This is a genomic window from Arthrobacter sp. NPDC058192, from assembly GCF_042883665.1.
Taxonomy (GTDB): domain Bacteria; phylum Actinomycetota; class Actinomycetes; order Actinomycetales; family Micrococcaceae; genus Arthrobacter.
Map to the genome: position 1 here is coordinate 297,053 of NZ_JBHVVJ010000002.1, position 25,942 is coordinate 322,994.

At 63.7% G+C, this 25,942-nt stretch carries 18 protein-coding genes and 1 pseudogene; 9 read left to right on the top strand and 10 right to left on the bottom strand.

The features are described from left to right. Window positions 1-31: 31 nt before the first annotated feature. The gene (locus ACFVVK_RS03515; RefSeq protein ID WP_390263511.1) at window positions 32-1,645 is read left to right on the top strand and encodes an ATP-binding protein; all 1,614 of its coding nucleotides are present in this window, start codon (window positions 32-34) and stop codon (window positions 1,643-1,645) included. Further along, window positions 1,642-2,316 carry a response regulator gene (locus tag ACFVVK_RS03520; protein WP_390263513.1) on the top strand — a complete coding sequence of 225 codons (675 nt, stop codon included), beginning with the start codon at window positions 1,642-1,644 and terminating at the stop codon, window positions 2,314-2,316. The genes ACFVVK_RS03515 and ACFVVK_RS03520 overlap by 4 nt, the downstream gene beginning before the upstream one ends. A gap of 662 nt (window positions 2,317-2,978) precedes the next feature. Here ACFVVK_RS03520 and ACFVVK_RS03525 read toward each other — a convergent pair. Together ACFVVK_RS03525 and ACFVVK_RS03530 are read right to left on the bottom strand one after the other, a co-directional pair. Further along, window positions 2,979-4,241, bottom strand: coding sequence for an MFS transporter (locus tag ACFVVK_RS03525; RefSeq protein WP_390263516.1), 1,263 nt, complete (start codon window positions 4,239-4,241; stop codon window positions 2,979-2,981). Further along, a complete protein-coding gene (locus ACFVVK_RS03530) occupies window positions 4,238-4,696 on the bottom strand; it encodes a MarR family winged helix-turn-helix transcriptional regulator (protein ID WP_390263519.1) in 459 nt (152 codons plus the stop codon). Before ACFVVK_RS03530 ends, ACFVVK_RS03525 begins: the two co-directional genes overlap by 4 nt. A 1,374-nt stretch (window positions 4,697-6,070) precedes the next feature. Between ACFVVK_RS03530 and ACFVVK_RS03535 the strand changes: the two genes are divergently transcribed. Further along, window positions 6,071-6,205: a hypothetical protein gene (locus ACFVVK_RS03535; RefSeq protein WP_390263521.1), complete on the top strand. Its 135-nt coding sequence runs from the start codon at window positions 6,071-6,073 to the stop codon at window positions 6,203-6,205. 6 nt (window positions 6,206-6,211) lie between these two features. Here ACFVVK_RS03535 and ACFVVK_RS03540 read toward each other — a convergent pair whose 3' ends face one another. Both ACFVVK_RS03540 and ACFVVK_RS03545 read right to left on the bottom strand, forming a co-directional pair. Then, on the bottom strand, window positions 6,212-7,213 hold the full coding sequence (locus ACFVVK_RS03540) for a hypothetical protein (RefSeq protein WP_390263524.1): 1,002 nt from the start codon (window positions 7,211-7,213) through the stop codon (window positions 6,212-6,214). 3,030 nt (window positions 7,214-10,243) lie between these two features. Beyond that, window positions 10,244-11,656, bottom strand: a complete 1,413-nt coding sequence (locus ACFVVK_RS03545; RefSeq protein WP_390263526.1) for an MFS transporter — start codon at window positions 11,654-11,656, stop codon at window positions 10,244-10,246. A gap of 510 nt (window positions 11,657-12,166) precedes the next feature. Between ACFVVK_RS03545 and ACFVVK_RS03550 the strand changes: the two are divergent. After that, a pseudogene (locus tag ACFVVK_RS03550) lies at window positions 12,167-12,535 on the top strand (LysR substrate-binding domain-containing protein); the annotation flags it as partial. A gap of 150 nt (window positions 12,536-12,685) precedes the next feature. On the opposite strand, the gene trxA reads toward ACFVVK_RS03550, so the two are convergent. The 6 genes from trxA to dnaK are packed head-to-tail and all read right to left on the bottom strand — an operon-like array spanning window position 12,686 to window position 19,441. Next, a complete protein-coding gene (gene trxA, locus ACFVVK_RS03555) occupies window positions 12,686-13,114 on the bottom strand; it encodes a thioredoxin (protein ID WP_390263529.1) in 429 nt (142 codons plus the stop codon). Beyond that, entirely contained in the window at window positions 13,111-15,747 is a 2,637-nt protein-coding gene (gene clpB / locus ACFVVK_RS03560; protein ID WP_390263532.1) for an ATP-dependent chaperone ClpB, read from the bottom strand. Before clpB ends, trxA begins: the two co-directional genes overlap by 4 nt. Next, on the bottom strand, window positions 15,744-16,058 hold the full coding sequence (locus ACFVVK_RS03565; RefSeq protein ID WP_390263535.1) for a chaperone modulator CbpM: 315 nt from the start codon (window positions 16,056-16,058) through the stop codon (window positions 15,744-15,746). The genes clpB and ACFVVK_RS03565 overlap by 4 nt, the downstream gene beginning before the upstream one ends. Next, complete coding sequence (locus tag ACFVVK_RS03570; RefSeq protein WP_390263538.1) at window positions 16,055-16,996, bottom strand: DnaJ C-terminal domain-containing protein; 942 nt, start codon at window positions 16,994-16,996, stop codon at window positions 16,055-16,057. Before ACFVVK_RS03570 ends, ACFVVK_RS03565 begins: the two co-directional genes overlap by 4 nt. Further along, a complete protein-coding gene (locus ACFVVK_RS03575) occupies window positions 16,989-17,534 on the bottom strand; it encodes a nucleotide exchange factor GrpE (RefSeq protein WP_390263540.1) in 546 nt (181 codons plus the stop codon). Before ACFVVK_RS03575 ends, ACFVVK_RS03570 begins: the two co-directional genes overlap by 8 nt. Before the next feature lie 8 nt (window positions 17,535-17,542). Beyond that, window positions 17,543-19,441: a molecular chaperone DnaK gene (gene dnaK / locus ACFVVK_RS03580; RefSeq protein ID WP_390263543.1), complete on the bottom strand. Its 1,899-nt coding sequence runs from the start codon at window positions 19,439-19,441 to the stop codon at window positions 17,543-17,545. Between the two features lie 716 nt (window positions 19,442-20,157). On the opposite strand from dnaK, the gene ACFVVK_RS03585 reads away from it, so the two are divergent. From ACFVVK_RS03585 to ACFVVK_RS03605, 5 genes are all read left to right on the top strand, one after another. Continuing rightward, entirely contained in the window at window positions 20,158-21,054 is an 897-nt protein-coding gene (locus ACFVVK_RS03585; protein WP_390263546.1) for a S1C family serine protease, read from the top strand. A 66-nt stretch (window positions 21,055-21,120) separates the two neighbouring features. Next, window positions 21,121-21,693: an HdeD family acid-resistance protein gene (locus ACFVVK_RS03590; protein ID WP_390263549.1), complete on the top strand. Its 573-nt coding sequence runs from the start codon at window positions 21,121-21,123 to the stop codon at window positions 21,691-21,693. Window positions 21,694-21,874: 181 nt separating this feature from the next. Next, window positions 21,875-22,138, top strand: a complete 264-nt coding sequence (locus ACFVVK_RS03595) for a UBP-type zinc finger domain-containing protein (RefSeq protein WP_390263552.1) — start codon at window positions 21,875-21,877, stop codon at window positions 22,136-22,138. Window positions 22,139-22,186: 48 nt separating this feature from the next. Next, window positions 22,187-23,890 (top strand): FAD-dependent oxidoreductase, encoded by a 1,704-nt coding sequence (locus ACFVVK_RS03600; protein ID WP_390263555.1) that lies wholly within the window; start codon window positions 22,187-22,189, stop codon window positions 23,888-23,890. A gap of 725 nt (window positions 23,891-24,615) precedes the next feature. Further along, the gene (locus ACFVVK_RS03605) at window positions 24,616-25,866 is read left to right on the top strand and encodes a PucR family transcriptional regulator (RefSeq protein ID WP_390263558.1); all 1,251 of its coding nucleotides are present in this window, start codon (window positions 24,616-24,618) and stop codon (window positions 25,864-25,866) included. The last annotated feature ends 76 nt before the right edge of the window (window positions 25,867-25,942 follow it).

The window sequence follows — 25,942 nt, forward strand, 5'->3', positions numbered from 1 at the left end:
GTCATGAGGGTCTGTCACTGTTAGCGAATCAATGAAGGTTGTGGTCTTTGTGGTCACGTTCACACCCGGGCGCCGGCTGAGCCTCTCCCGGCAGTTCCTGCTTCTGCAGCTAGGCGTGATCACTATCGTTCTGCTGGCGGTAACGATGGTTTCGGTGACCCAGTCGCGGGCGGATTTCGTCGAGGTCCACGGCCAGAGGATGCTTGCCATCGCCGAGAACCTGGCCTCCACCCCGGTGGTCCGGGACGACATTTCCGCGGCGCAGGCATCGGTCATCCTCGCCCCTGACGTGGACAAGGCACGCGCCCTTTCCGGGGCCTCAATCGTCGCCGTAACCGACCCGCAAGGGACTGTCCTTGCCTCCTCTGAGCCGGAAACTGTCGGGAACTCCGTGGACGTGGCGGCGGAGCAGGCCCCCCTGGGACGCTCCTGGACCGGTGACCTGACCCTGGGCGGCCGGCAGACCATCGCTGCCCGCGTCCCGGTACTGCAAGCTGACGGGAAAGTCACCGGGCTGGCCCTGGTGGCAGAAGACTATCCCGCGTTCGGAAGCGCCTTGGCAGCTGCGGTGCCGGATCTAATGTTCTTCCTGGGGATGGGTGCTGCGCTGGGGGTCGCTGGCTCATGGTTGCTGTCCCGCCTCATCCGGCGCCGCACCAGGGGGCTCGAACCGGATGAGATTGCCGAACTGGCTGACAACCGTGAGGCGCTGCTCTACAGCATCCGCGAAGGGGTAATCGGCGTAGGGCTTGATGGAAGGATTACCCTACTGAACCAACCGGCCACCGAACTACTGGGCCTGCAGGCCGATGCGGTCGGCAAACGCGCCCAGGAATTACCGCTCGCGGACAACGTCCGGGAACTGCTCTTAGGCACCACCGACGCAGAGGAAACAATGGCCGTCAGCGGATCCCGGCTGCTGGTGCTCAACCGGAGGACCGTCGGCAGCCGGGGCCGGCCAATCGGAACGGTCACGACGCTCCGCGACCGAACAGAGCTGGCCGAACTGCAAAGCCAGCTGGCAGCCAACCAGAGCATCACCGAAACCCTCCGGGCCCAGACGCACGAGTTCTACAACCAGCTGCACACCGTATCAGGCATGCTTCAGCTCGGAGACTTCACCGAAGTGAAAGCCTTTATCCGGGCCCTGACCCGGCGCCGCGCAGAAATTAACGGGGAAATAGCCCGACATATCAGGGATTCATCGGTTGCTGCGCTCCTCGTGGCTAAAATAAGCCTCGCCGAAGAATCAGGCATCGAACTTCGACTCGACAATGAATCGCATCTCGGCCCCCTCGAACCAACACTGGCCGCTGACGCCATTACCGTGCTGGGAAACTTCATCGACAACGCGGTCGACGCCATTGCGGGGCTGGAAGACGCCATCGTACGCGTGCACATCAGCGACAGGAATTCCGTGATCACTATCAGAGTCAGCGACCCCGGCCCCGGAGTGCCGGAGGACCTCGAACAGCGGATCTTCACCCGCGGCTTCAGCACCAAACCAGCACTCGCTGCCGGGCGCGGAGTCGGGCTCGCATTGGTCCGTCTCGTCTGCGCGAAACGAAAAGGAGCAGTGACGGTACGCAACGAGGCCGGGGCCGTCTTTGAAGCAACCCTCCCCTATGCGGCGGTCCTCCCATGATCAATGTCCTCATCGTCGAAGATGATTTCAGAGTGGCCGGCATCCATTCCCGGTTTGTCGACCAGACGGCCGGATTCCATGTGGTGGGAACGGCGCACAATGGCAAGACGGCACGAGAAGCCGTCCTTAAACTGCGCCCGGACCTGATCCTCCTGGATGTTCACCTTCCAGACGCCAACGGACTGGAACTCCTCCGGGAATGGCGCGCCTCCCGCATTCCGGTAGGCGTCATCGTCATCACGGCAGCGACCGAAGCGAACAGCGTCCGCGACGCCCTGGAAGGAGGCGCAGTCCACTACCTCGTCAAGCCCTTCGAATACGAAGACCTGACCGCCCAACTCCAACGCTTCCGGGACCAGGCAGAAACTCTGAACCAGACGACGGCAGCCGGGCAAGAAGACATCAACAAGATCTTTGGCTACACCGCCGGGCCACTCACGGAATCTGTGCAGACCCTTCCCAAGGGACTAAGCGCCGAAACTGCAGCACTCGTGGCCGAACTGCTCGAATCCGGCAGGGAAACGTCTGCCTCGGACTGCGCCGACACGCTGGGGATCTCCCGCGTCAGCGTCAGACGCTACCTCGAATACTTCGTCGAGGCGGGCCGCGCCAAAGTGCGTCTCGAATATGGCAGGGCAGGACGCCCCGAACGGAAATACCGGCGCAGATGAAAACCTGGCTCCGGCACGGCGGCCGGCATTCCGTCCTGCCACCCAGTCCGGCTCCCGTACTTCTTATCGCCATCGTGTCCGAGCGAAGGCTGTGAGGCAGCGGATGAGCTCGGAGCATAATGCGTCGAAGGTGTCGACGTCGGAGTTTCCCATCATTGGCGCGCCGGCCTATTCCCCGAGCGTCCCGGTACTACGGCTTCTAACTACGAATCAGGCCGATCTGCCATGCCCCTAGAGTTAATTATGGATTTGCCCAGTTCAGGAGCCAGAGCTAAGCGGTGGAAGTTCAGGGGGCGGCACCAGACGGCGAACTCTTGAGATCCCCGAATCTACGGCTTTCGCCTTCAAAAGCCCAAGCGACGAACTGCTTGGGACTTCGCGTGTAAGTGCCCGCCACCGTTTTGGGTATCTCCATAATGTAGGAGCGTTGGAGGTCCGACTTAAGTGAGGAGTGGGACCCCAGGAACGGCGCTACATCCTTAGCAGCGGAGGTTGAGCCTCCACCGGGTGGGCCCCGCCGAGAAATGGCAACGGGACGAGCTGTCAGGACACCTCGATGATGATGCGCCTGCTGTTCGGGGTCAAACGGGCATTACGGTGGGCCCGAAGACCTCTTATTCGTTGGCTGTCTGTAGCTGCGTGAGCTCTCGGCGGTAGCGCTCTTAGGAGGTGCGGGCTGCACTCTTTCCCGGGAGTGCGCTCCTGAGTTGCGCCCGGAGTGTCAGCGGGCTGCTCCGACTGATGGCGACTACGGAGAAGAGGCCCGTCAGCAACACGATGGTGCCGCCGGCGGCTACCGCCCAGCGGGCGCCGAATTCCGTTCCGACCCACCCCATCAGCGGAGCCCCGAGGGCAGTCCCACCCTGGAGGACGGCGAGGTAGAGGGCAAGCACCCGTCCGCGGAACTGCGGGTCGACGGAGAGTTGGATGCTGGTGTTGCAGCTGTTGAGGAAGGTGATGGATGCCAGGCCCACCGGGATGAGGACGGCTGCGTAAAACCAGAACGACGGCGAGATGCTGGCTATCAGGGTGAAGAAACCGAGTGCCAAGGCTCCGCCGAGGAGGTAACGCAGCCGTGGGCCGGACCTGCGGGCGGCGAGAAGGGCGCCGGCCAGCGTCCCTACAGCCATTATGGAGCCCAGGAGGCCGAATTCTCCGGGGCCCATCCGGAATTCGGCCGTGGCCATGAGCGCGTTGGTGATCGGAAAGTTCATGCCGAATGCGCCGAGGATCCCCACCATGACAAGAATGAGGACCAGATCTGGGCGCCGCCGCACGTAGCCGAGGCCCTCGGCCACCTGGTGCTTGCGTCGGGTTACCGGGACGGACGGGGCCAGCTCCGAGGTGCGGATCCGCCACAAGGAGACCAGGACCGCCGCAAAGCTCGCTGCATTGAGGAGGAAGACGGGTCCGGTGCCGATCCAGGCAATCAGGACGCCGGCGATGGCGGGGCCGGTGAGCCGGGCGGTGTTGAACGATGCGGAGTTCAGGGACACCGCATTAGCAAGATGGTCCCGGCCCACCAATTCCGAGACGAAGGCCTGCCGGACCGGCCCGTCAATGGCACTGGCCAGGCCCAGACAGAGCGCGGCGGCATAGACCTGCCACAGTTGCGCCGATCCGGTCACCACCAGCAACCCCACTGCCAGCCCGCAGAGGCCCATCGCTGTCTGTGTCCACAGCAGGATCACGCGTTTCCGGAAACGGTCTGCGAGGACTCCCGCGTAGGGTCCGAGGAGCAGCATTGGCAGGAACTGCAGTCCGGTGGTGATGCCGACGGCGGTGCCGGAGTGGTCGGTAAGGACTGTCAGTACGAGCCAGTCCTGCGCCACTCGCTGCATCCAGGTGCCGGTGTTGGAGACGAGTGCCCCTCCTGCCCACAACCGGTAGTTGCGGTTCTCGAGCGACCGAAACATGGCGCTCATTTGGCGCTCAATTGCTGCATGATGTGCGCAGCGCGGCTGAGGATCAGGCGGTCTTCTTCGCTTAGTCCGGCCACCCGCTGGGCCAGCCAGGGGGTGCGCTGTTCGCGGGCTTCAGCGAGAACATCCTCACCGGCCGGAGTGATGCCCACCTGTATCTGGCGCCCGTCCTCGGGGTGGGCTGTCCGTATGGCAAAGCCCTGATCGGTGAGGGCGTTGACGATCCGGGTCATCGAGGGGGCCTGCACGTGTTCGCGCTCCGCCAGTTCGCGAAGGGTCTGCGGGCCGTTACGCAGCTGGGCCAGGACCGTGTATTGCCCGGGCGTGATGACATCGCCTGTCGCCTCGACACGGAGCCTGCGGGATGTGCGCATCACCGCCGTGCGCAGGTCAATGGCCAGAACATCCGGTCTGATGCTGTCCCCCGGTCCGTTATCCGTCGCTGTCGTTGGAATCATTGAGTCCGCCGCCTCCCCGATTTACTTAGCAATGCTAATTAGCTCTGCTAACCATTATTGCGCACTAACGTCTCTGCGGCAATCCATGCCGTGCATGACGGTCCTCCGTCCTCGCAAGCGGGTATCGGGCCGAATGGGCCATCAAAGGCACCGCGGCCGACGGCAGCGACGTGGGCCTCCAAAGCAGAACTGCCGACGTCCTGCGCAAGGGAAGCCAGGGATGGAAGTTGGCCATCGACAATCCCTTTGGCACAACCTGAATCGCGCTGCTCCAAACCCCAACGTGTCGAAAAGCTGCGGACAACGCCCGCTAAGGGCAGTCGCGCGGGTGGCTACCAGTTGGCGTCCTCTGCCCGGTCAGGTTCTGCTGGCACCGTGCGTCAATCTTGGTTGCCTGCATCTCCCACGGTTCCCTGCTCCAGCGCAGCAGCCCGTAGGCAGCGTTGTGGATGTCAAAAACGCGGAGACGTCAAGAAAGTCAAGCTCTGTCAACAGTAAAAAGGCAAAAAGCCGCTGACCTGCGGAAACACTGTGCCCGAGCTGGGACTCGAACCGGGTTCCCTCCCCCGCAAACACTGGACTCTCCCGGAAACATGCGGGATCCGAAGCAGTCCGCGGGCTGTTCCACACAGCCAGAGGCGAAGGGTGTTGACATTGTCAACGGGTGGTTTGGCCCCGCCCGAAAGGTCTTCTCCCGACGGCCTAAAATCCGCCTCTCCCCCGAAAACCTCGCCAATCCGGCCCGGTCCAACGCCGGTCAAAACCGATTCCGAAGCCCCGGATGTGGACACTGTCCACATCCTCTCTTGGACGGTGCGGGCTGCCCTAGCGTGGGAATAAATGCCCCGAAATCAGGTCTGCGGATTCCTAGTTCAATGTTGTCGGCAGCGACGCCGACCACGAGGTCAAAGCCCTCATCAGTGGTGAAGTCATGGCGATATCCGTTGATCCACAGCAGCAACACCGTGAGCGTCCAGGCAGTGCGCTTGTTGCCATCGGAAGGGCAGGATAAGCTGCGGCCCCCATGACAGTGGTGGCCGGACGGGCCGAGGCGGACGCAAGCAGTCCGACATCACGAATGTGGAAGCCGTAGCGATCAATAACCTGAAGTGCGTCCTCGATGGCCAGGCACGCGGTCACGCGTCCTCAAAGCGGGTCAGCAGTTCAGCGTCATGACTCATGACGAAATCCAACCCCTCACTAATCTCTGATCGTCCCGGCGTTCCTGCCACAGCATGTCGCTGCCGAAGGTTCGCCCTTCATCCCATCCAGGGCACGCCTCCTCGAGAAAAACTGCGGCGCCCCGGTCGAATCATCCTTGGCGGATCCTCGCATCGGGAACAGGCGCGGGCCGGCGCAAAGTGGGGAAACGCTGTGACCGGACGGGCGAGGATGATCGGACCGCACTGGCGGCGAGTGCTGGCAACTCTCAACAACAACGACGCGCTGACCGCCTACTCTGACCTGACCCTCGGAACGCCCCCGTTCACCGCGGAACCCTTGAGCTGACGGAAGCTATGCCTCAGTGGACTGATAATGCTTTGCCCGTTCGTCGAGAACGGCGGTGGCCGTGGCCAGGCGCCCTGGGCGCGGAACCAATGCTGCACGGAGCCAGAGAGTGTCCGTGTAGGCGTAGAACCGGTCCGGATTGACATGCAGTTCCTCGGCTGCGACCAACACCTGACTGTGAGCCCTTTGGTAGCGTGCCGACGACATGCGGTTCCGTCGCCGGTCCAGATCCAAGCTCAAGTCCAAAGTGGCCAGATCGAGGGCCGCCTCTGCTTGGGCTCCTTCGTCAAAATCCAGCAATCCGAGCGGAGACCGGTCGTCGACGGCGATGATCTGCTTGCCGTGCAGGTCTCCGTGGGACCAAGCAAGCGGATCCGGAGCCGTCCGAAGCAAATTCTTCGTCACAGCGTCTGCCACAGCCCGCAAGGCGCTGCATTCAACCGACATTTCCGGCACGCCCTCAAAGTGACGCAGCCAGAGGTTCACGCATCGCCACAGATCCGCTGTTTCCACCTCTGCAGAGCGGAGCGGCAGGCTGTTCAGAACACTGCGTGCGGCGCTGCCGTGCGGGGCGTTCAGCTGAGCGACCCACGAGCGCGACCATTTCTCCCATGCCCCCGCGAATGATTCATCGCTGGTCGTGGAGTCATCCTCACCCAACTCGGTCAGGGTCGGTCCCGGGACGGTGCTGAACACGATGACATCCTCCGAGCTGCGAAGGATCCTGGGGGCTATGAAGGTACCTGCGGCGTCCAGCAATGTGTCCACCCGTGCGCAGCGTTCGGCGGATGCGATGGCCCGCCCTGGCCGGAATATCTTAATGTGACGGCCCTCCGCCCGGACCACCGCCCGCCTGTGGGGCCGATACGCAATAAGTTCGCCTTGCTGCGCTTCTGCCCTCAATGAGGGCAGTTTAGGATCGTCCAGCGGCACGAGTTCAAAGCACCCGTGGCGCAGATGGGCACCACGGACGGCGCGGGTCCGGCCCTGGCTCAGGACCTCCAGCACGTAGTCTCCTGGTGACTTGTCGAACCAGGCGCGGCGGACGCGCCAAGTTATGCCCGTAGCCTCGTCGGCGTATTGCGGGTCGGGCAGGTACCAACTCATTGGATCAGCTCCGAGGTGCGGTGAAAGTGCCACTTCAGATTGTGTGACCCAGCATGAACGAAAACCATGAGGTCAAGATGAAGGGCGCATTAAAGAAACCCTCCTGGGACCGCCGTCGGATCGCCCTGGCCGTGTGGACCAGTTCACACCACGAAGCAAAACGGTGGTGTTCCTTGGTGGCCGGCCCGTACCATCGCTGAGCGACCGGACCCGGAAAGCCCGGCAGTCGGAGCAAGCCGCAACGGCCCGGCCGTGACCGCCGCCCTGATCCGCCACATACCGAGGGGACGCCCAGTCTGCACCACGTGGCTGGGCGTTCCACTGCTAACGAGACCCGACTGCTACCTGAGCGGAAGGACGCACCATAACTACCGCCGTCGGCGCCGGAGCCGCGGTGACCGGCTGCGCCGCGCCGGTGTGAGGACCCGAGTGCCACTGGGCAACGTGATCCTCACTTTGCGGAGCCCTGTTTCGCTCGTCTTCAGCTCCACAGCTGCGACGTCTGGACTCGGCAACGGCACGGGCGTAGTCTGTTGCTCCGTCGCCTCGGGGGGATAATCGGATGGAAAGCAGCCTGCGGGATCGTTGCGGTTCGGCCGCTCGCCCACTCATGCTTGCCGTATTGCTTGCCTTGATTTGGCTCGCCTGGTGTGCCGGAACCGCCGACGCCGCGCCGTCCGGGCCCGAGTCGGGGCCCACGGCCGTGGTTCTACACGATCTTGGCTTGCCCCAACACGATCCCGCATCTCCCCGGGACAAAGCCCCGGCCGCAGCCCCACCGGTGACGTATCGGCTTCAGACCGTCTCCCCACGGGCGGTGACTACGGTCAGCGGACTGCCGGCCAGGTCCAGCACCGCCCCGATCAAGGATGCTCCGCTACCTGTCGCCCCTCCGGCCGGGGTGACAGCGGCACCCGCAGTCTCTGCAGATCCGGTTGTGAACCTGGCACCAACTGCTGTTGGAACCGGCGCCGCCAGCGTCGCCCCCGTCGTTCGCCAGGTTGCGCCGGTCCTCGCACGTGCTGCGCCGGTCATCCATCAGGCCGCAGTGGTCATCCACTCGGCCCCCGGGGCCATTCCGGCCCAGCTCCCCCTTCCCGCAGCGGCACCGGTTGCGGCCCGGCTCCCCCTTCCCGCAGCGGCACCGGTTCCGGCCCAGCTCCCCCTTCCCGCAGCGGCACCGGTTCCGGCCCAGCTCCCCCTTCCCGCAGCGGCACCGGTTCCGGCCCTGCTCCCGGAAACAAGCGGCAACGTCGTTGGCTCGAGCACTCGGCCGGACGCTGCCCCGGCCGCTCACCCCCGCGCTGCAAGGCCGCAGCCAGCCTCCGCGGACCCTGTCCCAAAGGCTGCGGTCTCGAGTCCCGGCCTCGCGCAGCTCGGGGTTAACGCCCCTGCGCTTGCGGCGTTGTCGGCCGTTGCTGGCTATTTCGCCCCTTCCTCTGACCCGGAGGCCAGGCTGGACGCAGATGCCCTGCTCTGGCTGACCGCCGCGCAAGGCTCCTCGGGCTCCTCGACGTCCGGACCGGGCGGGGGCGGTGACCAAGCGCCCGGAGACGCCGCCGGATTGTGGAATCCCTGGGAGGCAAGCAGTAGCACCCGGGCGCCGGACTTGGCGCAGGCGCCGGCGACAAGCCCGTACTTCGACCCTGGATCATCCCCTGACTGAATAGGCCCTCTCTGCCCTCCTTGGGCAGACAACGGCCACCGACGCCCCTCGGCGTTCGAATTTAGAATTCAGTCAGGAGAATAGCCATGTCCATCCACGCACCCTTCTTTCATGCAGCTTGCACTGTCGGCCACCGCGGCTCCGTCTCAGGCCACGCACCCGCTCGAGTCGGCAACTGGCCGGACCCGATGCGCAGCCGGTCCAGCGTCGGCAACTGGCCCGACCCGATGGGCCCTTGGAGCCCTCCTTCGGGCAGCTGACCACGCGGCCGATCACCGCCACTCCCGGCGCCACCGTCCCGGTGGTGCCGGTAGTGGTGGTACGGTCCCGGCCTCCCTACCAACCCGAGGTCTTAGTAGGGTGGATGTTCGGATTGAGTCTCTAAACACTGGAGGTGCCCGACCGGATGCTGGGAACCTGGAGAGTCCCTCCGCACTTTACGGAACGCTAAGCATCAGGGGCGGAACGTCCGCCCCTTGTGTCCCCTTTGAGACCGGCCTTCCGGCTCTGTGTGGCAAGGGAAATCGTGAACTAGGCCTTAGGTCTTGCTGCGCTCCGATCTCGTTGATGGTTCTCATGTGTCGGAGTGGGGGGGGCGAGTTTCCATAGTTCCCCTAGGGCATGCGAGTTTGGCGAGGAGTTGCTGGTGCATCATGCCGTGGTCGTTCGGGGCTGACTGCAGAAAGGGGCGCCCGGGAATGGCAGGCAGGCATTCGAACGCAAAGTTGTGGGCCGCGAGGAGTGCGAGCCGGTGGTCCCAGGCCCAGGCCCAGGCGACGAATTCCTGTGCCCATGCCGAATCCGAAGCAGTCCGCGGGCTGTTCCACACAGCCAGAGGCGAAGGGTGTTGACATTGTCAACGGGTGGTTTGGCCCCGCCCGAAAGGTCTTCTCCCGACGGCCTAAAATCCGCCTCTCCCCCGAAAACCTCGCCGATCCGGCCCGGTCCAACGCCGGTCAAAACCGATTCCGAAGCCCCGGATGTGGACACTGTCCACATCCTCTCTTGGACGGTGCGGGCTGCCCTAGCGTGGGACTGAATGCCCCGAAATCAGGTCTGCGGATTCCTGCAGTTCAATGTTGTCGGCAGCGACGCCGACCACGAGGTCAAAGCCCTCATCAGTGGTGAAGTCATGGCGATATCAGTTGATCCACGGCAGCAACACCGTGAGGGTCCAGGCAGTGCCCAAAGCGCGAATTTGCCAACTGACAATGATCCGACCGGGGGCCTTAGCTCTGACTCGAAGTCACCGTGCAGTCCCGGTGTCAGTGGGAGAAGTTTGATGAGATCTCGGCGAGGGTGCGCCCCTTCGTCTCGGGCGCGAGCCATTGCGAGAGGACTGCGCCGAGTAATGCGACGGCGGCGGCTACGACCATGCTTGGGCCCATTCCGATGTTGCTGATCGCCCATGGCAGGGCGAAGGTGCCGAGTGCGGCTCCGATGCGGCTGAAGGCCGCGGCGAAGCCCGTGCCGATGCCGCGCAGGTGGCCGGGGAATACCTCGGCCGGATAGACCTGGGTCATCGTGGTGTAGCCGGCATTAAAGAAGGAGAAGGCGAGAAACAGGACGAGCACGAGGACCGCTGGTGCGTTCGCCCAGACTCCGATGATCAGCAGGATGCCCGCGCAGAGCCACTGTCCGGGCACGGTGAGGATTCGGCGGCCGAGCTTGTCAATCAGAAGCACTGTGGTGACGACGCCCACGGTCGCAAGTGCGGACAGGCCGACTCCACCGGCCCAGCCGCCGCCGAAGCCGAATTGGTTGAGCACGTCGTCGGCGAAGGTCGCGATCGCGAAGTACGGAGTGACCGCGCAGAACCAAAAACCTGAGGTGAAGAGGGTGGTGCGCCAGTACTGCCTCGAGAACAGCATTCCAAAGGAGGCGCCCTTGATTTTGGTCCTATTCTGCGCGGCTTGCGCCTCCTGGATCATCCTCAGATCGATCTCTTCGGTGATGCTGTTGTGCATCTGGGGCGATTCGACGTATCTGCGAGCGATCGCGAGTGCTTCCTCACGCCGTCCTTTCGTAATGAGCCAGCTCGGAGACTCGGGGAGGCCCAGGCGGGCGAGGAACAGGACGAATGCGAGTATCGTGCTAGTGCCGATTACGAGGCGCCATGGGGTGCCTGCGTCGTGCAGGAGCGTGCCGATGATGAATGCCATCATGAAACCGACGTACCAGGCGATCAGAGTCAGCCCGAGCAATCGCCCGCGGAGCTTTGGAGGGGAGAACTCTGATAGCAATGGCCCACCGATTGAGTACTCGCCGCCGATCGCGACGCCCATGAAGAACCGGATGGTGGCCAGCTGGATCACGGCCCCGTCTCCGGAGGTTACGAAGAACTGGGCCGCTGAGGCGGCCAGGAACAGGCCCATGTCCACGAGGAACATGGGCTTGCGTCCGAACTTGTCAGCAGCCCAGCCGGCCAGCGGGGAGCCGACGAAGATACCAACCAGCGGGCCGGCAGCGATCATGCCCAGAGATAGCGCGTCGAGCTGGAGATCTGACCGCATGAGTCCGGCGACGGGACCGATGATTCCGAGGATGTAACCGTCGAGGAACATTCCGCCGATGAAGACAGCGACAAGTCGCACCATGAAGCGGCGTTTGAACTTGGAGCTGGTCTCTTTTGATATGGAGGTGTCGACGGAGGCCGTCGTCCTGGTCGGATGGGTCATTGAGATTTGTTCCCTTCTGGCTTCAGCGCAAACCGCTGACGGCACCAGAGTGCCGTTTCATAGACGAACGGACAGCCGCAGCCCTTAGCGACCGGTGGACGAGGCCGGCTGGCTCGATGCCAGCCGATATGGCCGCACAGGACTCGCACGATGATGTCGGCGTCGTCATGTATCACTGCTCTTCGAGATGGCTACGGCAAGGCCTTGGTTCCGGCGCCCTCGCGCCGATCCGTCGAGATCAAATCCTCGAGTCGGGCTCGGCAACATGTGACATATGACTCATATATCAGAACCCTACGGGTGCGATTCGCCCCGGTCAAGAGCTTGACAGGTAAGGCCGACACCGACTACGTTGGGCGGCTTTACCGCTTTCCGGCGTTAGCCGAAGTTCTATGCGTTTCGGGTAACCCTGCACGACGCAGGCGCTAGGTTTAGTCCAATAGCCTGCTAATCCACCTCGGAGCGGCAACTGACGGGGACTTGTGCTTGCCGTCTTAGCAGCCCTTCGTCGCCCGCAAGGCTCCGGATAAATGGCGGGATTTCTGGCTCGCAACCCAGGCCCGCGGCGGGCAGCCGGTCCGTCTGGGCACTCAGGTAGCAACCGTCGACGAGTGTTTCGAAGCCATCATGGGTGAGCGGGGCATTGCGTTCACTCAAGCCTCCACCCAGCGTTTCTATGACCGTCCCGGGCTGTCTTTCATCCCGGTCAGAGACGTCCCACCCTCTCCGCTGTCGATTGCATGGCGCACTGACGTCAATGACGAGCTGGCACGCGAGTTCGTGGAGACCGCCCGGACCCTGGCCTCCTTCGGAGGCGTACCAAACCTCGTCGACTCCCGTCTGCCTGCCGCGCTCTCCTCTTCACTCCAGTCCAATTAGCGCCACTGACGATCGAAGTGCAGGCAAAAAATGCCGCCGATATTGCGCCTGGTGTACGGATTGGCCGCCAAGGCCACCTGAAACGGTGATACCCGCGGCCCATAAGGGACGATGGCGGGCAGCCGCCCGCCGTCGTCCGCTGTTCTTGTGTTACTTCGTGAGTGCCCCCTCCAGCCAGGACCGCAGCGCGGGGGCGGGAGCTGCGCCGGCCTGCTTCGCGACGATCTTGCCGTTGACGATGACCATCAGCGTTGGCACTGCCTGAATGGCGAATCTGGCGGAGAGTTGCGGCGAGTGGTCCACATCGACCTTCACAAGTTTGATCTGCCCCGCGCGTTCGTGTGCCAACTGGTCCAGCACGGGGCTCACCATCCGGCAGGGCCCGCACCACACCGCCCAAAAGTCCACCAGTACCGGAACGCCGGACCGTTCAGCGATCTCGCCGAAGTCGTCGTCGCCCGCTTCAACCACCCAGGGAAGCTCCCGGCGGCAACTCCCGCAGCGTGGCCGGCCGTCGGCGACAGCCGGAACGCGGTTGGATTTGCCGCAATGGGGACATTTGATGATGGCCTTGTTCATGCGGTTCCGGCCCCTTCCAGTTCCATCGTGCTGTAGTCAACCACTAGTTCCCCTCCGGTTGCCGTCACTGTGACCACTCCGCCTTCCGCGATGCTGCCACGCAGCAAGGCCCGGCCCACCTGCGTTTCCACCACATGGGAAATATAGCGGCGCAGGGGCCGGGCTCCGTAGACCGGATCGAAGCCGCGTTCGGCTATCAGAAGGCGCGCCTCCTCGGTCAGGTGCAGCTCTATTTGCTGCTCGGCCAGCCGCTGCCGCAGCTGTTGGAACTGCAGATCAACGATGCGTTCGATTTGCGGCAGTCCCAGGGGTGCGAACAGGACCGTATCGTCCACGCGGTTGAGGAACTCGGGGCGGAAATGTGCCCGGAGCTCGCCCATCACCATGCCGCGCGCCTCCTCGGTGATCGCCCCGCCTTCGGCCGAACCCTCCAGAAGATACTGGGAGCCGATATTCGAGGTCATGATGATGACTGTGTTGCGGAAATCAACGGTCCGGCCCTGGGAGTCCGTAATCCGTCCGTCGTCGAGCACCTGCAGCAGGGTGTTGAAAATGTCCGGATGGGCCTTTTCTACCTCATCGAACAGCACCACCGAGTACGGCTTCCGGCGTACCGCTTCCGTGAGCTGACCGCCTTCGTCGTAACCGATGTAGCCAGGAGGCGCCCCCAGCAGGCGGCTCACGGTGTGGCGCTCCTGGTACTCACTCATGTCCAGCCGGATCATTGCGTTCTCGCTGTCGAAGAGCGCCGCAGCCAAGGCCTTTGCAAGCTCGGTCTTCCCGACGCCGGTCGGACCGAGGAAGATGAAGGAGCCGATGGGCCGGCGGGGATCCCGGATACCGGAGCGGGCGCGGATGATGGCGTCCGACACCGCGCTAATCGCTTCTTCCTGCCCCACAACGCGGACGCGAAGAATTTCGTCCAGGTGCAGGACTTTTTCACGTTCGCCCTGCTTCAGCCTTGCAACTGGTATGCCTGTCCAAGCTGCGACGATGTCGGCGATCTCGTCCTCCGTCACAACCTCGCGGAGTAAGCGTTTTTCACCCTGTTTCGCGGTCAGCCGTTCCTCCTCGGAGGCCAGCCGCCGTTCGAGGTCGGCCAAACTGCCGTAGCGAAGCTCCGCCGCCCGGTTGAGGTCGTAGTTTCGCTCGGCTTCCTCGGCCTCCTGGCGCACCCGCTCCAGTTCACTGCGGATTTCCTGCAGCTTGTGGATCGCCCGGCGCTCGGCTTCCCATTGGGCCCTCTTCGCGTCGGCCTCGGCGCGCAGGTCCGCCAATTCACGCCTCAGCTCCTCGAGCCGGGTCTTGCTGGCCGGATCGGTCTCCTTGGAGAGTGCCGCCTCTTCTATTTCGAGTCGCGTGACCTTTCGGGTGAGCTCATCCAGTTCCGCTGGCATCGAATCAATTTCCGTCCGCAGCCGGGCGCACGCCTCATCCACGAGGTCAATGGCCTTGTCCGGGAGGAAGCGGTCAGTGATGTACCGGTGGGACAGGGTGGCCGCGGCCACCAAAGCGCTATCCTGGATCCGCACGCCGTGGAACACCTCCAGCCGTTCCCGCAGCCCGCGGAGGATGGATATGGCATCCTCCACGTCGGGTTCCTCAACCGTGACCGGCTGGAAGCGGCGCTCCAACGCCGCATCCGACTCAATGTGCTTGCGGTATTCGTCGAGGGTGGTGGCTCCGATCATGTGCAGTTCCCCGCGGGCCAGCATTGGCTTCAACATGTTCCCAGCGTCCATCGATCCCTCGGTCGCTCCGGCGCCGACGACGGTGTGCAGCTCGTCGACGAAGAGCAGAATCCTGCCTTCTGCCGCCAGAACCTCGGCCAGCACCGCCTTCAGCCGCTCCTCGAACTCGCCGCGGTACTTGGCACCTGCCACGAGGGCGCTCAGGTCGAGGGAGAAGATGGTCTTGTCCTTCAGCCCTTCCGGCACATCCTGCCGGACGATCCGCTGGGCCAGTCCCTCCACGATGGCGGTCTTGCCGACTCCAGGCTCGCCGATCAGCACCGGATTGTTTTTGGTTTTGCGCGAAAGTATCTGCACGACCCGCCGGATTTCCGCGTCGCGGCCGATGACCGGATCCAGCTTTCCGGTGCGGGCGTCCGCCACCAAATCGCGGCCGTACTTCTCCAGCGCCTCGTAGGTCTGCTCCGGCGTTGCCGAGGTCACGCGCTGGTTTCCCCTGACCTGGGTCAGGACCGAGAGGAACGCCTCACGGGTGATGCCGTGATCGGCCAGCACCCTCCCGGCCGCAGTTGACCGTCCTTCCTCCGCCAAGGCAACCAGCAGGTGCTCCACCGAGACATACTCGTCTTTGAGTCGCTTGGCTTCACGTTCGGCGGTGTCCAGGAGTGCGCCGAGCCTGCGGCTCACATACACCTGGCCCGGCGCCGCTCCCGGGCCCGTGACCTTCGGCTTGCGCCTCAGCTCGGCTTCGACAGCAACCCTCAGCTCATCCACATCCACCTGCATGCCCACGAGCAGGCGCGGGACAAGGCCATTTTCCTGCTCCAGCAGGGCCAGCAGCAGGTGTTCGCCGTCGGTCTCAGTGTGCCCATTGCGTTGGGCTATCCGTTGAGCCTCTGCCAAGGCCTCCTGCGACTTTTGCGTCAAACTCTCCATGTTCATCGTGAAGCTGTCCCTTCCACCTGCGTGATTTCAACCAGTCGTCGTTCAAGCGAGTCGACCCGCACCAACAGATCGAGTACCAGCGGGATTGCGGCGTAGTTCAGCGACAGCTCCGAATGAAGTCTCATGACGCGGGCTATGAGCTCCGGGGCCTTGGGGCTGAACCAGGGTCCCCCCGAAGCATCGCCCAGCGGCCGGATCAGATCCAGGTCGACGAACCGCATGACGACGTCGGGGTGGACGCCGCTGCTGTGGGCCACCGCCTCGAGATTCAGGCGCCAGGGATAGGCGAGTGGATATTCCCGGCTCATAGAAGTCCCTCCCTCGGGTGAAAGTCGGACATAGCGGCAAGCCGCTCGTATAGTTTGCGCACCTCACTGCTCAGCCGCGGGGGCACCATGACGCGGATCTCCGCGTAGAGGTTCCCCGGCTGGCCCTTCGGGTCGGGCATGCCCTGGCCGCGAAGTCGAAGTCTGCGCCCGCTGGAAGACCCTTCGGGAACGGTGATGGTGACCGGTCCCGCAGGCGCGTTGACCTTGATCTTGGCCCCAAGAGCGGCTTCCGAGGGCGTAACGGGAAGGTCGAAGTGAATGTCCCGGCCCTTGAGCCGGTATCTGGGGTCCGGCTGGATGCGCACGGTCAGGAAGAGATCCCCCGGCGGACCGCCGTCACGGCCTGCGGCGCCCTCCCGCGCCAGGCGGATGCGCTGGCCGTCCAGAACACCGGGGGGCACGTCGACGTCATAGTTCCGGGTTTCGCCGCCCGACTGCGCCAGGCGGACGGTGCGCCTTCCGCCACGGATCGCCTCTTCGAGGGTCAGCCGAAGCTCAGCTTCGTGGTCTGCCCCCTGAGCCGGGCCTGCCCCCTGCTGACGGAACCAGCCTCCGAGCAGATCCTCCCAGTCGACGTCGCCTCCCATCTCGACGTCGACGTTGCCGTACCCGCCGCGTCCAGGGCGCGGGCCGGGCCGCGGGCCGCCGGAACCCCAACGCCCGCCGCTGCCCCCCGTGCCGGCAGCGCTGCCGGCGTACTGCCGGTAATCGGCGCCAAAACGGTCATAGCGCGCCCTGGTGTCGGGATCCGACAAGGTGTCGTAGGCCTCACCGATCTCCTTGAACTTGTCTGCGGCATCCGGCTCGCGGTTGACATCCGGATGGTATTTTCTTGCCAGTTTGCGGTAGGCGCGCTGGATTTCGTCGGGCTTCGCTGTGCGAGGGACGCCGAGAACCGAATAGTGATCCTTAGCCACGGTCGGGGGTCACCGCCCGGCTCACCACGACGGCGGCTGGCCGGAGAGTGTTGTCCGGGCCACCGTAGCCAGGACGCAGCACGCTCACCAGGGTCCCGGGGGGAACGTCGTCAGTTTCCACCACACTGACGACCTCATGGAGGCGCGGATCGAAGGGAACGTTCTCGGCGTCGATCCGGGGGTAGCCCAGACGGGCCAAGGTATCGATGGCCTGTTTCCGGATTGAGGCTATGCCCTCCACGAGCGGGTCCTCCGCACCCGCCGGTGCGTGGGCCAGCGCCAGTTCCAGGTTGTCCAGGATCGGCAACCATGCCAAGGAAACCGCGGCGCGCTCCTGGGCCCGTTGCTGCGTGCCGTCCCGAACGGCGCGCTTGCGCAGGTTGTCGTTGTCGGCCAACGCGCGACGCCACTGGTCCTCCATTTTGGCCAGCGCTTCCGCATGTGCCGCCGCTTCGGTTTCCTTTTCATCAGGTGCGGCCGCGGCTGCCTCGTCACTTCCTCGATGGGCCTGTTCAGCCGGCCCGGCCTGGTCGCTCATGGCCATTCCTAGCCACGATCGAATTCTGCATCGACTATGTCATCGTCATCTACAGCGTTTGACGCTCCGGGTTGAGATGCGGCTCCCTGGGCCGCTCCTGCAGTGGCCGCGGAGGTAGCCGAGGCACTCAGCGCCGCCTGCAGTTGCTGAAGCTCGGAGATGAGTTCCCTCGCCGTGGACACCTCCGCCTGGTTACTGACCGCATCGCGTGCCTGTCCGATCAGCAGTTCCGCCCGGGCTTTATCGTGCGTTTGGACCGCGTCACCGAGTTCGTTCACCATCCGCTCAACGCGGTAGGCCACCGCATCGAGCTCGTTGAGGGTATCGATCCGCTCTCGGTTCTGCACGTCCTCGTTCCTGTGGGACTCGGCCTCGGCAATCATGCGCTCGACTTCCTTGGCGTCGAGGTTGGAGCCCTCACTGATGGTGATGCCCTGCTCCTTGCCCGTGTCCTTGTCACGCGCGGTGACGTTCAGGATGCCGTTGGCATCGACGTCGAATGTGACCTCCACCTGCGGTTCCCCGCGAGGCGCTGGCCGGATATCGCTCAGCTGGAACCGTCCCAGCACCCGATTATCCGCCGCCAGCTCACGCTCGCCCTGAAGGACCACCACGTCAACGGCGGGCTGGTTGTCCTCCGCTGTGGAGAAGACTTCACTGCGCCGGGCGGGGATGGTCGTGTTGCGTTCGATGATCTTGGTCATGACGCCGCCGCGGGTCTCAACACCCAGGGAAAGCGGTACAACATCCAGCAGCAGGACATCGGACACCTCGCCCTTGAGCACGCCGGCCTGGATCGCAGCACCGATGGCCACCACTTCGTCCGGATTGACGCTCATATTCGGCTCTTTGCCGCCCGTCAGCCGCCGCACGAGGTTCTGTACCGCAGGAATGCGGGTGGAGCCGCCCACCAGAATAACTTCGTCGATGTCATTGGCCGTGACTTTGGCGTCCGTCATCGCCTGCTGCACCGGCCCCATCGTGCGCTCGACGAGGTCGTGGGTAAGGTCCTCGAACACGGACCGCCGGATGGTGGTAGTCAGGTGCTTTGGGCCCGTCGCGTCGGCCGTAACAAAGGGAAGATTGACCTGCGTCTGGGCGACCGAACTGAGTTCAACCTTGGCCTTCTCGGCCGCTTCGAACAGGCGCTGCAATGCCTGGGCGTCCGACCGGAGGTCGATGCCAGACTCCTTCTGGAAGTCATCGGCCAGGTAATCGACAAGACGGCGGTCAAAATCGTCTCCACCGAGGTGTGAGTCGCCCGCGGTCGAGCGGACCTCCACTACCCCGTCGCCGACGTCCAAGAGGCTCACATCGAAGGTTCCGCCGCCCAGATCGAACACCAGCACCGTCTCATGCTCACGCTTGTCAATGCCGTAGGCCAGGGCCGCTGCAGTCGGTTCGTTGATGATGCGCAGGACTTCCAGCCCGGCAATCTTCCCCGCGTCCTTGGTCGCGGTGCGCTGTGCGTCGTTAAAGTACGCGGGAACCGTAATAACGGCCTCCGTTACCTTTTCGCCCAACTGCTTCGCGGCGTCGTCCACTAGCTTGCGGAGGACGAGCGCGCTCACCTCTTCGGGTGCGACCTTCTTGCCCTGTACCTGAAAACGCGCCACGCCGTTGTCGTCCGCTACGACGTCGAAACTCACAGCCTTGGCCTCATCCGAGATCTCATCATAGTGCCGGCCGATAAACCGCTTGGCCGACGTGATGGTTCCCTTGGGGTTCAGAATCGCCTGCCGACGTGCCAGTTGCCCCACAAGCCGTTCACCGCTGTCCGTGTACGCCACAACTGACGGAGTGGTCCGGGCGCCTTCCGCGTTGGGGATGACGCGGGCCTCCCCGCCTTCCCAGACGGCGATCACCGAGTTGGTTGTTCCGAGATCAATTCCTACTGCTTTGGCCATGACTCACTCCGGTCTTAGAGGGCGACCGGTCCTGTGGCGACGTCCGCCCGGGGTTGCACCGCATGACTCCACGCCCAGTCCTGCTGGGCCAGGAGGCCCAAAGAGCTTGTCATGGGGCCTTACAGGGTCGAGTCTGCCCTTGGACGCGAGCGACGGCATGGCCCCGTAGGGTCCAACATGCTTGAGCGAATTGACCTACCAGGACCAGGTCCCCGGGCGGAGCCTAAGAAGCTGCATCTATTCGGGGATCGGCCGCCACACATATGTCGCCCGCGAACGAGTCCCTCAGCTGAGAGACTGCAGATCATCGCCCGCCACGCGCTGCTGGCGCAGGGATTTGCAGACGCCGGCCACGCCGGAGAGCACAGCGCGAACGAGCTAGCTGGGGTTGACCTGGTGGATTCAAATGCGGGCGGCTTTTAGGCGTCCCGGGGCCATGCGGAGGTCACTGCGGTAGAGGAGACTCAATCGGTCACCTATTTCCGTATACAGCCAGGGAAAGCAACCGGAATCCAATGAATATGAGCAGCGCAACGACCGCCGAGGGAACGGGCTCGCTCCCTGCGCCGGGACGCAGGAGGGCCTGGTCCGCCGCCCTCGGCGCGGGGTTACTCATATTCGGGTCGGCGTGCACAGGGTCGCCTCCGGCTCCGGCATCACAATCGGCCAGCGCTGAGGGTTCAAGTTCCACAGGGGACCTTTCAGCCGTTCCTAGGATGGTAAGGGAAGTCGAGCCCTCTGTAGTCACCATCCAAACATCAGGCGGAATCGGCAGCGGAGTGGTCTACCGCAGCGACGGTACCATCGTCACGGACGCCCACGTGGTGGAGGACCAGCAAAAGAAGCCGTTCCAGAGCGTCCAGATCCACTTCGCGGACGGATCCCAGGCGTCGGCCACCGTTGTCGGTGTTGACGATCCCACCGATGTGGCAGTGGTGAAGGCTGACCGGGGCAACCTTCCGGCCGCCAAGTTCTCGACGGCGCTTCCCGCAGTTGGGCAGCTGGCGGTTGTTATCGGCAGTCCGCTCGGGCTGGAGCAGACCGTCACGGCGGGCATTGTTTCCGCCCTTCACCGCAATATGCCACCGTCCGAAGGATCGCCCCAGGGGCTTATCGACCTTATCCAAACGGACGCGCCCATCTCCCCGGGCAACTCCGGTGGGGCCGTGGTAAACAGCAGCTCGGAGATCATCGGTCTCTCAGAAGCGTATCTGCCACCCAGTTCGGGCGCCGTGTCGATCGGGTTCGTGACTCCAGCGGCCACCGTGACCGACGTAGCGGACCAGATACTCAAGAGTGGAGTTGCCACACACCCGGTCCTTGGAATCATTCCGACCGACATCACCCCGGAGGTCGCAAGCCGCTTTAACCTCCCCGCAACCTCGGGCGCGCTGGTCATCGCACTTACCCCAGGGGGACCGGCAGCCAAAGCAGGGTTAAAGCCAGGCGACATCATCACCCAGTTCGACGGGCAGAAGATCGCCAGTGTGACCGACCTTCTTGCCGCTGTCCGCAAGAAAGAGCCGGGCCAGCAGTCCGACGTCGAGTTCCAGCGCGGGCAGGACACCAAATCCGTGAAAGTCACACTGGGCAGCACTGCACCGGCAGGATAAACCCGTTCGTATGGCCCCGGCCAGCAAGATTACGATTACATCAATTCCAGGAAAAGAGGTGTGGCCATGGCCGACCCATTGGCACAACAACCCTTTAAGGGATCAGGCACTGCGTTGATTATCCGAGGCATAGCGGCCATCCTATTCGGCATTCTGGTTGTCCTCTGGCCCAGTGTCTCTGTACTCGCACTGGTGATCCTCTTCGGTAGCTACGCTGTCGTGGACGGCGTAACCAACATCGTGCACTATGTCACGCGCAAGAGGCGCCGGTCCGTATGGCAACTAGTGGGCGGCATCATCTCTGTGCTTGCGGGTCTCGTCGCGTTCATTTGGCCGGACATCACCGCCCTCTCGCTGACAATCGTCATTGGCCTGTGGGCGGTTATGCTCGGTGCCTCTCAAATAGCTCTCGCTTTTGAAGTCAAAAGGGCTGCCGGGTCATGGTGGCTCTGGCTGATCACAGGTATCGTCACCACCCTATTCGGACTCTTCCTGGTGCTTCTTCCCGGCGCAGGCATTCTTAGTCTCCTAGGGCTGCTCTCGTTCTTCGCAATTCTCCTCGGAGTACTCCTGATCGCCTCCGGTGTCGGACTGCGCAGGTTGGGCGAAAGCCCTGATCCAAGGCTCTCGATGGGCTGAGAGGCCCCCTAACGCCACTTGACAGGCCAATGGGCTGGGTCTAGTACTGAGCCTTGAGGGGTGCACCCATCCGCCTCGTTCCATCCCGCCGCCCCACTCTGCCGGTCAGTGCCGACGCAACGCTTATTGCCAGCTGTCCCGGCGATGCCGGATCCATGGCCGGACCGGATTAGGAGGCAACATGATTTCTGGACTATTTGACCCACACATTGCACAGATTCGTCCGGTGCGGCCCCGCACACCCCAAGGCTGCGAGGAATGTCTGTCCTTGGGTACTCCGTGGGTTCACTTGCGTTTGTGTCTCTCCTGCGGCCACGTCGGGTGTTGTGATGCTTCACCTATGCGGCACGCCCGGGCCCACGCCAACGAGTTGCATCCAATCGTTCGTTCCTTCGAGCCCGGCGAGGACTGGCGTTGGTGCTATCCCCATGAAGCATTCGTCTAGGAAACCGGCGGGCGCAACCAGCTGATGGAACCTTTCACAGGCTCGACCATGACCGAGACGCCGGACGTCTCCGGCGCCTACCCCCGGCTCAGCCAAGCCCAGATTGAATTGTTGGGCCGCGCCGGAACCACCCGGGCTACCTCGGCCGGAGAAGTCCTCATACAGGAGGGAGACTCCAGCAGCGATTTCTTCGTCATACTGCAGGGCACCGTCGTGGTCGTGGAGGGGTTGCATGCCGCCGGGAACAGACAGCCTGCTGAAGTGGACCCGGGCGCGCGGATACTCGAAGTTCACCGTGCAGGACGGTTCCTCGGGGAACTGGCCTTAGCCGAGGGGCAGCCGGCCTTTGTAAGTGCTGTATCCGCCGAGGCAGGAGAAGTACTCCAGATCAACGGGGACGACTTGCGCCGTGTGGTGCTGACGGACGCCGCGGTGGGCGAGACCATCCTGCGGGCCTCTCTTCAGCGCCGGATTCTGCTGATTAGTTCGGGTGCGGGCATCCGCATCGTTGGATCCCGTTTCAGCCGCGACACCGTTCGCCTCTTGGAATTTGCGGCAGCCAACCGCGTGCCCCACCGGTTGGTCGACCTGGAAAATGACGAACAGGCAAAGGCCATCCTGGACCGGGCTGGGATCCTCGCGAATGACCTGCCCGCCGTGGTTCTTGGCGCCTCGCGGGTCCTCAGAAACCCCTCGAATACGGAACTTGCCGTTGCCATGGGCCTACGGGCTGTAAAAGAGCATTCAGCCTCCTACGATCTCATGGTGATCGGTGCCGGGCCGGCCGGCTTGGCGGCTGCCGTTTACGCGGCATCCGACGGGTTGTCGGTCCTCCTCAAGGAAGGCCACGCGATAGGTGGGCAGGCCGGCACATCGCCGCGGATCGAGAACTTCCTCGGCTTTCCCGCCGGGATCTCCGGCGGGGAACTCACTGAAAGAGCGATGATTCAGGCCCGCAAGTTCAGGGTCCAGCTCAACGTTGCCTGCCAGGCACGCACCATCGAGTTGAGGGACGGCGAGTTCCGAGCCGAGTTCTACGAGAGCGGCCCCGCCTCATCACGGGCGGCGCTACTCGCAACCGGAGTCCGTTACCGCCGACTGCCAGTCCCCGGGCTGGAGGAATTCGAGGGGATTTGTGTCTTCTACGCCGCCACGGTCCACGAGGCCAGGCTGTGCGGGTTGCAGCCAGTGACCGTCGTCGGAGGCGGAAACTCCGCGGGACAGGCCGCGCTTTTCCTGGCTGGCACGGCAGCACCAGTGCGGCTGGTGGTGCGCGGGACAGACCTCCGTGCGGACATGTCGGGGTACCTCGCGCAGCGGATCGAAGAGCATCCGGGCATAGAGGTGCTGCTGGGGGCCAACATCGTGGGTGTAGAGGGTTCGGGGGCCCTTGAACGGATCGTGGTCGACCTGGGAGCCACCGGCGAGCAGCGCATCGTCGACTCCCGGTACCTCTTCATCTTTATCGGCGCCAAACCGCACACAGAATGGCTGCAGGACACCCTCGCCCTGGATGACCACGGCTTTGTGCTCACCGGGGCTGATCTCGAGGACCTTCCTCCCGAGTTCAGCCATTTGGGCCGCAGACGGCTGCCCTTGGAAACCAGTGTCCCCGGGATGTTCGCCGCCGGCGATGTTCGGCATGGATCGGTGAAACGCGTAACGGCTGCCGCCGGTGAAGGCTCAAGTGCCGTGGCAATGATCCACGAGCACCTGCGCTCCCTCAAGGATGGACCGGCCGTTGGGCGTTGATGAAGGGCGGCGAAAGTGGCAGGACAAGCGCTTAACAACGGCGACATACGGGCGTAGGTTGGTGTCATATTAGAGAGCCGATTCCGGTCTTGCCGCATGGGCCGTGGGTTGGCCGCGCCCGCAAGAGACAACTCGTCGGTATCCCGGCCAAGTACGGCGTTGGATAACCTGCGTCGAGGTACATGTTCAGAACGGCTTACGGTGGGCTCTCAAATGGTCGATTCTAAACTCCGTGATGGGGACAAGCGGCCTGGGCCTAGTCTCGATCCCAGAGGGGAGCGAACTACGGTGTGCCCAGGCATGTATCCCATGCAAGGTCCCCTTCGCCGTGGACAGAGACGAGGATCTAGATGTTCGACCGGCGTGTGGCAGAGGAAGTCCTCAACTCGGCCGCGAAGGCGGTATCGGACATGTCGTTCTGCCAGGTCAAGGACCGTTACCTCGCGGTGAATGGCCAGCTGGACCCCGTCCCTGAACGCGCGGCATTACCTCAGGATGAAGACCTCCGGCGCCTCAATGGCAGGGATTCCGTTCTTCCGTGCGCAAGCGCGGGCTGGCGATATGCGCTGTTCACCGTTGCCGACGGTGGCGAGCTGAACGGGTGTCTGGTGCTGTCCGCCGCCGCCCCTCCAGATCTCCCGCAACTGATGCAGCTCCGGACAGTCGCGGGGACGACGGGAAAGACTCCCGCTAGGGGTTCCCCGGGGCAACTCCCGAATGACTCAATGAGTCAGCTGCTCCGCCGTGACGACGTGGATCGGCGTATCCTGTCCCTCTCAGCGACCGTACTTGAGCTTGAAGAACGCGCCATGATCCGGGATGCCTTGGACGAGGGCACGACATCCGACCTCGGGGACAATGACTCCAAGGACGGTCTCTTGGCCGAGGTCCTGTCACGGCTGACGGGCCGGCCCATCTGTATTGAGGACGCCTTCGGGCATATTAGCGCCGCGGCTGGGATCGGGTCCAGGCGCCCCTACCCCAGGCTTGGCGCGGCCGCCAGGTCGCGGACTACGCAGCTCTGGCTTGCCTCCGGCTCGCCAGTGCGCGAACCGCGAAGGCTCGTTGCCCTTGCCCTGTCGCACGGCGAGGTGCTGGGGGCCATCTGCATGCTGGAAACCGACAAGCCGGTCACAGCCGGCAACGTCTTCGCTTTGAAGTATGCCACGCGGCTGTTGGAGGTCGAGTTGTCGCACCGCCGAAGCCTGGCCCGGCTGGAATTAAGGCTGAGCCGGGACCTCGTGGACGAACTCGTGTGTGGAATGGATGGCGCGATTGCAGGCATTCGTACCGAGGCATTGGGATATGACATCAGTGGTCCACAGCACGTCCTCGTGGCGGAGTGGCAGCCGCCAAGAACTGACGATACCGTGGTTGTGGCACTGCGCAGGACGTTCCTGGAGCTCCGCAGATCCGCGCTCGTTTCACGGCGCTCGGACATGGCTGTTGCCGTGGTCCGTGGGGATCCGTTGGGTGCCGAGGTCTTCACCGTTGCCGCCAGGATCCTGCGAAGTGCCACCGGCGCCATGGGCATCGGTGGTCCCAGCCTGGATGCCGCCCAGATTCCGCGCTCTTTCTCGGAAGCCCTGCACGCCCTGCACATTAGGGCCGGCTCGAGCGACCGCTACGGCGTCACCCGCTTTAATCAACTGGGGATCTACCGCATCCTGGACACCGCGGGGGGCGAGGATCTGGCCGGCTATGTCGACGAGTGGCTCGGTACCCTTCAACACGCCGACCACAGCCGGGGGTCCGACCTGGTGCAGACCCTGGCCCAGTACCTGGACCACGGCGGCAACTATGACAGTACGGCCGAGAGCCTGACCATCCATCGAAGCACCCTGCGTTACCGCTTGAAGTCCATCCGGCAGATCACCGGCTTCGACCTTGCCGATCCCGAGACCCGACTAAACCTGCACGTCGCAACGCGCGCCTGGCGCATTCGTCCGCATGACGCTCCTTTCCACGCCCCATAGCCAGGCCTTAGCCGGGTGAGAAGACCACGGCGACGGCGACATCCAGATTGCTGGTCGTAGACCATTGACATGAACT